The following is a 7,770-nucleotide window of genomic DNA, read 5'->3' as shown; positions in this document are numbered from 1 at the left end:
CCGACGCGCGCCAGCTCGTCGATCTCGCGCGTCGCCGCGCGCAGGGCGAACAGCTCCGGTACGGGCAGCAGATCGGCGTCGAGACGCTGACGCGAGCGGTCACGGATCACATTCAGGAGTACACCCAGACGGGCGGTGCGCGTCCGTTCGGCGTCGCCCTCCTCGTCGGCGGAATCGACGCCGGCGAGCCGAAACTGTTCGAGACCGACCCCTCGGGGACGGACTACGAGTGGAAGGCGGCGGCCATCGGTGGCGAGCGCGACACCATTCAGGGCCATCTCGAGGAGCACTACCGCGAGGATCTCGACGTCGACGGCGGCATCGAAGTCGCACTGAGCGCGCTCAGCGAACCCGAAGACGGGGTCGTCGACGCCGAAGACGTCGACGTCGCAACGATCACGACCGAGGACGAGTCGTTCCACTCGGTCGAAACCGACCACCTCGAGTCGATCCTCGCGGAGATCGACGAGACGGAGGAGGAGGAGACCGATGAATAACTGGAACCAGCCGTCGACGCCGCAGGGCAACGACGACCCGTCGCCGTACGAACCCGAACTGGGTTCGCTCCCCGACGGCAGCCGGGGCGACGACTACGGCGAGAACGTCAATTCCACGGGGACGACGACGATCGGCATCACGACCGACGACGGCGTCGTCATCGCGACGGACATGCGCGCCAGCCTGGGCGGCCGGTTCGTCTCGAACAAGGACGTGCAGAAGGTCGAGCAGATCCACCCCACGGGAGCGCTGACGCTGGTCGGCTCGGTCGGCGGTGCACAGTCGTTTATCCGAACGCTGCGCGCTGAGGTCAACCTCTACGAATCCCGCCGCGGCGAGCCGATGCCGATCGAGGCGCTGGCGACGCTCGCGGGCAACTTCGCCCGCGGCGGCCCGTTCCGGGCGATCAACCCCATCCTCGGCGGCGTCGACGACGAGGGAAGCCACGTCTACAGCATCGACCCCGCAGGCGGCGTGATGGCCGACGACTACACGGTCACCGGCAGCGGGATGCAACTGGCCTACGGCCTCCTCGAGAACGAGTACGCCGAGGATCTCTCGCTCGACGAGGCCCAATCGGTCGCTGCTCGCGCCATCAAGAGCGCCGTCGAGCGCGACACCGGCTCCGGCAACGGCGTCTTCCTCGCCGAGGTCACGGACGAGGGCGTCGATATCCAGGGCCACAACGACTTCGACGCGGTCATCTAGGCCGTTTCGGCGGGTATTGGATCTCCCTCTCGATCACCCGACTGCTCGCGCTCGCGCGCGTACACGTGACTTTTATTAGGGCCGGACCACTATCCGAAAGCAGGTTTTACATGTCCCAGGAAAGCGAGTACGGCGCCGGGCAAATTCAGGTCTTAGAGGGCCTGGAGGCCGTGCGAAAGCGACCGGCGATGTACATCGGCTCTACCGATTCTCGAGGACTCCACCACCTCGTCTACGAAGTGGTGGACAATTCGATCGACGAGGCACTGGCCGGCCACTGCAACGACATCACCGTCTCCATCCACGAGGACGGTTCGGTGAGCGTCGCCGACGACGGCCGCGGCATCCCCGTCGACACCCACGAGGAGTACGACCGCCCCGCACTCGAGGTCATTCTGACCGTCCTCCACGCCGGCGGCAAGTTCGACAACAAGTCCTATCAGGTCTCCGGCGGCCTCCACGGGGTCGGCGTCTCGGTCGTCAACGCCCTCTCCCAGCGACTCGAGGCCGAAGTCAAGCGCGACGGCGGCGTCTTCCGCCACGCCTTCGAAGGCGGCGAACCCGTCGGCGACATGGAGCGCGTTCGCGACATGGAGCCCGACGAGGAGACGGGCACGCAGATCCAGTTCTGGCCCGACACGGGCATCTTCGAGACGGGTGAGATCTCGTTCTCGACGCTCTCGAACCGGCTCCGAGAACTGGCCTTTCTCAACTCGGGCGTCCGCATCACGCTCCGCGACGAGCGCGAGGACGACGACCAGGGCGAACCCGTTTCTGAGACCTACGAGTACGACGGTGGCATCCGCGAGTTCGTCGAGTATCTGAACGAGACGCGCTCGGCGATGCACGACGACATCATCTACTTCGAGGACGAGGAGCAGAACATCCAGATCGAAGTGGCGATGCAGGCCACGCAGGAACTGCAGGGGTCGATCCACGCCTTCGCGAACAACATCAACACCCGCGAGGGCGGGACCCACCTCACCGGGTTCAAGACCGCGCTCACGCGGACGGTCAACGATTACGCCAACGAGAACGACCTGCTCTCCGATCTCGAGGAGAACCTCACCGGCGAGGATATCCGGGAGGGACTCACCGCGGTCATCTCGATCAAACATCCCGATCCCCAGTTCGAGGGCCAGACGAAGACGAAACTCGGCAACAGCGAAGTCCGCGGGATCGTCGAGAGCGCCATGCACGAGGGACTTGGCACCTACTTCGAGGAACATCCCGACACCGCCCAGGCGATCGTGATGAAGGCCGTCGAGGCCGCCAAGGCCCGAATGGCCGCCCAGAAGGCCGAGGAACTGACGCGCCGGAAGTCGGCGCTCGATTCGACCTCTCTCCCCGGCAAACTGGCCGACTGTCAGACCAAAGATCCGGACGAAGCGGAACTGTTCATCGCGGAGGGTGACTCCGCGGGCGGCAGCGCGAAGCAGGCCCGAAACCCAGATTTCCAGGCTATCCTCCCCATCAAGGGGAAGATTCTCAACGTCGAGAAACACCGCCTGGATCGGATCCTCGAGAACGACGAGATTCGGAACATGATCACCGCGATCGGCGCGGGGATCGGCGACGAGTTCGACGTCGAGAACATCCGCTACAAGAAGATCATTATGGCGACCGACGCCGACGTCGACGGCGCACACATTCGGACGTTGTTGTTGACGTTCTTCTACCGGCACATGCGCCCGCTGCTCGAGGGCGGCTACGTCTACGCGACCCAGCCCCCCCTGTACCGGGTTCGCTACCGCGGCGAGACCTACGACGCGATGACCGAGGCCGAACGCGACGAGATTATCGAAGAGAAGTGTGACGGGAACCCGACGCGGGTCCAGCGGTTCAAGGGGCTCGGCGAGATGAACCCCGAACAGCTCTGGGAGACGACGATGAACCCCGACAACCGCATCCTCAAGCAGATCACGATCGAGGACGCGGCCGCGGCGGACAAGATGTTCTCCGTCCTGATGGGCGACGCCGTCGAACCCCGCAAGCAGTTCATCAAGGATCACGCGCCGGAAGCAGAGTGGATCGACATCTGAGAGAGACGATTTGACGTAACCACATGAGTTCAGACGTACCCGATCCGACGGACGTCGAGGCACGGTCAGTCGAAAACGTCCGTATCGAAAACGAGATGGAGCAGAGTTACATCGACTACGCGATGAGCGTCATCGCCGGTCGCGCCCTCCCCGACGTCCGCGACGGGCTCAAGCCCGTCCACCGGCGCATCCTCTACGCGATGCACGAGATGGGCGTCTCCTCCGGGAGCAGCCACCGCAAGTCCTCCTCGATCGTCGGAGAGACGATGGGTGACTACCACCCCCACGGCGACAGCGCGATCTACGACACCTTGGTCCGGTTAGCCCAGGACTTCTCGATGCGCTATCCGCTGGTCGACGGCCAGGGGAACTTCGGCTCGATGGACGGCGACCCCGCCGCCGCGCCGCGATACACCGAGGCGCGGATGGCCCCGCTCGCCGAGGAACTGCTCGAGGACATCGACAAGGACACGGTCGACTTCTCGTCGAACTACGACGACCGCCTGCAAGAGCCCGACGTGTTGCCGGCGGCGTTCCCGAACCTCCTCGTGAACGGCTCCTCCGGGATCGCGGTCGGGATGTCGACGAACATCCCGCCGCACAATCTGGGAGAGATCATCGACGCGACGATCGAGTTGATCGACAACCCCGACGCGACCGTCGACGACCTGATGACCCACGTGAAGGGGCCGGACTTCCCGACGGGCGCGAACATCGTCGGCCGGGACGCCATCTACTCGGCCTACAAGACCGGCCGCGGTCGAATCCGGGTTCGCGCCGAGTTCGAAGTCGAGGAGTGGAAGTCGGACCGCGAGCGGATCGTCATCACCGAACTCCCCTTCCAGGCCAACAAGGCCCGCCTCGTCGAGCGCATCGCCGAGGACGTCAACGAGGGCGAGATCGAGGGCATCTCCGACCTGCGCGACGAGTCCGACCGCAACGGCGTCCGCGTCGTCGTCGAACTCAAACGCGGCGCGAACGCGGAGGTCGTGGAGAACAAACTGCTCGAGAACCACCTCGAGCGGACCTTCGGCGTCATCAACCTCGCACTGGTCGACGGCCAGCCCCGCGTGCTCTCGCTCAAGGAAACCTTAGCGGAGTACATCTCCCACCGACGCGAGGTCGTCCGGCGGCGCAGCGAGTACGACCTCCAGGAGGCCGAGGAGCGAGCACACATCCTCAAGGGCCGAATGACGGCCGTCGAAAACGCCGAGGACGTCGTCGAACTGATCCGGAACAGCGAGGACCGGTCGGCCGCGAAAGCGGCACTGCGGGAGGCCTACGACTTCTCCGAGGAGCAGGCCACCCACATCGTCCGGATGCAACTCGGCAGTCTCACCTCGATGGAGGCCGCCGAGATCGAAGCCGAGTACGAGGACGTGCAGGTCGAAATCGAGCGCCTGACCGCGATCCTCGAGAGCGAGTCCGAACTGCTCTCCGTCATCAAAGACGAACTCCGCGAGATCAAAGACGAGTACGCCGACGACCGCCGAACCTCGATCGTCGAGGATCAGGGGACGGTCACCCACGAGGACCTCATCCCCGAGGAGGAGGTCTTCGTCGTGATGACGGAAGACGACTACGTCAAGCGGATGCCGATCGACGGCTTCGACCCCCAGGGTCGGGGCGGCAAAGGGATCATCGGCGCGGACGTCAAGGAAGACGACCGCGTCACGACGGTCTTCCGGGCTAACACCCACGACTACCTGCTCTGCTTTACGAATCAGGGCGAAGTCTACCGGCTCAAGACCTACGAGATTCCGGAGATGGGCCGGACCGCGCGCGGGAAATCGGCGATCAACATCCTCGATCTCGATCCCGGCGAGGAGATCACGGCCATCGTCGACACCGACGCCTTCGGCGACGACGAGTTCGTAACGATGGTCACCCGACACGGCTACGTCAAGCGCACCGCCGGCGAGGAGTTCGACAACATCCTCTCGACGGGAATCATCGCGGCCGACCTCGAGGAGGGCGACGAACTGGTCGACGTTGACGTGACGGACGGCTCCCAGGACCTCGTCATCGCGACCGAGGGCGGCATGACGATCCGCTTCGACGAGGGCGAGGTCCGCGCGATGGGCCGGAACGCCCGCGGCGTCAACGGCATCAAACTCCAGGACGACGACGCCGTGGCGGGACTGGTCGCGACGGACGAAGGCGATGAACAGGCGTTGCTGACGGTCACGGAGAACGGTTACGGCAAACGAACGCTGCTCTCCGAGTACCGCACCCAGTCACGGTACGGCAAGGGGCTGATCGACATCAAGACGGGCGAACGAAACGGTCCCGTGACGGCCGTCAAGGCTGTCGATGCGGACGACCAGCTCGTGATGATGAGCGAGCGCGGCCAGATCGTCCGGACGCGGGTCGACGAAATCTCGACCGTCGGCCGGAACACGATGGGCGTGATCGTGATGGAAGTCGAGGACGGCGACGCGGTCGCGAGCGTCGACGTGATTCCGGCGTCGGCGGTCGCCGCCGCGGACGACGCAGTCGACGACCCGAACTGACCGCTCGAGGTCCCATTGCGCTACCGACGCTGATTCCTGCTCATTTTCGCGTCGTAACTGTCGAACGCCAGCGCAGGCGCTCAGAGGAGAAGCGTGGTGAACGCGGCCGACCGCCCGTTCAGTGTGTCGGTTCTTCGGCGGGCGCGACCATGTCGTCGATGCGCAGGATGAGGATATTGTTCGTATCGTCTTTCCCGTCGACCGTGCCTTCGATGACCAGTTTCGAAAGCGGCGTCGGGCCGACGGTGACGGAGTCGTTCTCGTGAATGTCGCTGAGGGTTCCCTGGATGTGAATCTCCGCGCGGCAGAGTTCCGGATGGTGGACGCTCGAGAGATCGATCTCCTCGATGATGGTGTCGTCGACGGGTTCACCCTCGTGTTGCATCGGGACCGCTGCGGGCTCGTCCATCTGCTGGATCTCGAGCGCCTCGTAGGCGGCGGCCGTCGGTTTGTAGCCGCCTTTCGGCCCCGGTACGCCCTCTACCAGTTGCAGGGCTTTGAGACTCTGCATCTGGTTACGGATCGTCCCCGGATTGCGGTCGACCTGTTCGGCGATGTCCTCCCCTTTGATAGCGTCTTCGACCTCCTTGTGGAGATTCGTCAGTGCGCGGAGGATTTTCTTCTGGCTGGGGGTGAGTTCGATGGATGACATAGTGATATATTCGTATTTGGATTCCTTAAACCCGGCGGGTGAGCCGAGCGTTTTGGCAGTATTATGACGGTTGAACCGGCGCTGCGAAGAAGTTTCGGTTCGTTCGTTCCACAGCAATTCGCATCCGTTGGATTGGAACCGCCCCGCACTGACCGAACCGCTCGAGTGATTCCCGTCACCTACGACGACGGTGTGGGCTCCGCGGGCGTCGCAACTCGAACGTGATGGGCGACGGACTCGGGGAGCGAGACCGGCTCGTCCGCTTCGCTCGAGCGAGCCGTCACCATCCCGAACGGTGCGATCTCGAGAATTTCCAGTTCGACACCCGGTTGGACGCCGTTGTCAGCGAGATACGACAACACGTCTGGATCCTGGTCGGCGACCTCGGCGACGGTCACGACGGTCCCCGCCTCGAACTCGGTGATGGCCTCGCCGTCGGGTCGTTCCGGCGGCTCGAGGTCCGCGCCGGGGATCGGCGATCCGTGGGGGTCGACCGTCGGCTCACCGAGGGCATCGGCGACGCGGGCCTCGAAGTTCTCGCTGATGTGATGTTCGAGTCGATCGGCTTCCGCGTGGACTTCCGACCAGTCGTAATCGAGGTGTTCCGTGAGGTAGGCCTCGAGCAGCCGGTGGTGGCGGACGACCTCGAGTGCGACGGTTTCGCCCTCGTCAGTCAGGGTTACCCCGCGGTACTTCTCGCGGTCGACGAGTTCGCGCGCCTCGAGTTTATCGAGCATGCTCGTGACCGTCGGCGACGTGACATCCAGCTCGGACGCGATCTCGGAGGTCTTGATCCGATCGTCCGTCTCGCGCTGGAGCTGGTAGATCGCTTTGAGGTAGTCTTCCATCACGTCGCTCAGCATCATGCTGTGCCGGGATTAGACGCGTCTAACCCTAAAGCTGTCGCCAGCGGTGAGCCGGACCGTCGCTCCCGGCGAACCACCGCAAAACTCGTCGACTGTATCGTTACGACACCTACCGTCGACATCGCCACGACCAAACCCATCGATGGCGTAGCGCCCGTATGGGACGAACCGTCAGAATCATCGGCGCACCGATGGACTACGGGGCGAACCGCCGCGGTGTCGATATGGGTCCCTCGGCGATCCGATACGCGGACTTGGCCGACGGCCTCGAGCGAGCGGGCGTCGAACCGATCGACGACGGCGACCTCTCGATGCCGCGCGCCGAGGAGCGCGATCCGGACGCCGACCAGCCCAGTCGGGGAAACGCGAAATTCCTCCGGGAGGTCGAGGACGTCTGTTCGCGCGTGGGCGATCGAGTCGCCTCGACGCTCGCCGACGGCGAGTTCCCCCTCATCCTGGGCGGCGACCACTCGGTCGCGATCGGGTCGCTC

Annotated in this window: 7 protein-coding genes; 5 read left to right on the top strand and 2 right to left on the bottom strand. The window is 64.4% G+C overall.

Annotated elements, in window-relative coordinates; translation table 11 throughout:
• From PGX04_RS25855 to gyrA, 4 genes are all read left to right on the top strand, one after another.
• A partial coding sequence (locus tag PGX04_RS25855) for an Ntn hydrolase family protein (protein ID WP_273741120.1) occupies positions 1–497 on the top strand: 497 nt, incomplete at its 5' end.
• Entirely contained in the window at positions 490–1,206 is a 717-nt protein-coding gene (gene psmB, locus PGX04_RS25850; RefSeq protein WP_273741119.1) for an archaeal proteasome endopeptidase complex subunit beta, read from the top strand. The genes PGX04_RS25855 and psmB, both read left to right, overlap by 8 nt.
• 110 nt (positions 1,207–1,316) lie before the next feature.
• The gene (gyrB, locus tag PGX04_RS25845; RefSeq protein ID WP_273741118.1) at positions 1,317–3,248 is read left to right on the top strand and encodes a DNA topoisomerase (ATP-hydrolyzing) subunit B; all 1,932 of its coding nucleotides are present in this window, start codon (positions 1,317–1,319) and stop codon (positions 3,246–3,248) included.
• Between the two features lie 23 nt (positions 3,249–3,271).
• The gene (gene gyrA, locus PGX04_RS25840) at positions 3,272–5,761 is read left to right on the top strand and encodes a DNA gyrase subunit A (RefSeq protein ID WP_273741117.1); all 2,490 of its coding nucleotides are present in this window, start codon (positions 3,272–3,274) and stop codon (positions 5,759–5,761) included.
• Between the two features lie 118 nt (positions 5,762–5,879).
• On the opposite strand, the gene PGX04_RS25835 is transcribed toward gyrA, so the two are convergent.
• On the bottom strand, positions 5,880–6,413 hold the full coding sequence (locus PGX04_RS25835) for an Rrf2 family transcriptional regulator (protein WP_273741116.1): 534 nt from the start codon (positions 6,411–6,413) through the stop codon (positions 5,880–5,882).
• Positions 6,414–6,592: 179 nt separating this feature from the next.
• Positions 6,593–7,279, bottom strand: coding sequence for a metal-dependent transcriptional regulator (locus PGX04_RS25830; RefSeq protein WP_273741115.1), 687 nt, complete (start codon positions 7,277–7,279; stop codon positions 6,593–6,595).
• A gap of 158 nt (positions 7,280–7,437) precedes the next feature.
• Here PGX04_RS25830 and PGX04_RS25825 point away from each other — a divergent pair.
• Positions 7,438–7,770, top strand: a 333-nt coding sequence (locus PGX04_RS25825; protein WP_273741114.1) for an arginase family protein, incomplete at its 3' end; no start/stop codon positions are given.

The sequence above is a fragment of the Natrinema soli genome, assembly GCF_028618695.1.
This window is presented reverse-complemented; position numbering and strand designations above follow the sequence as displayed.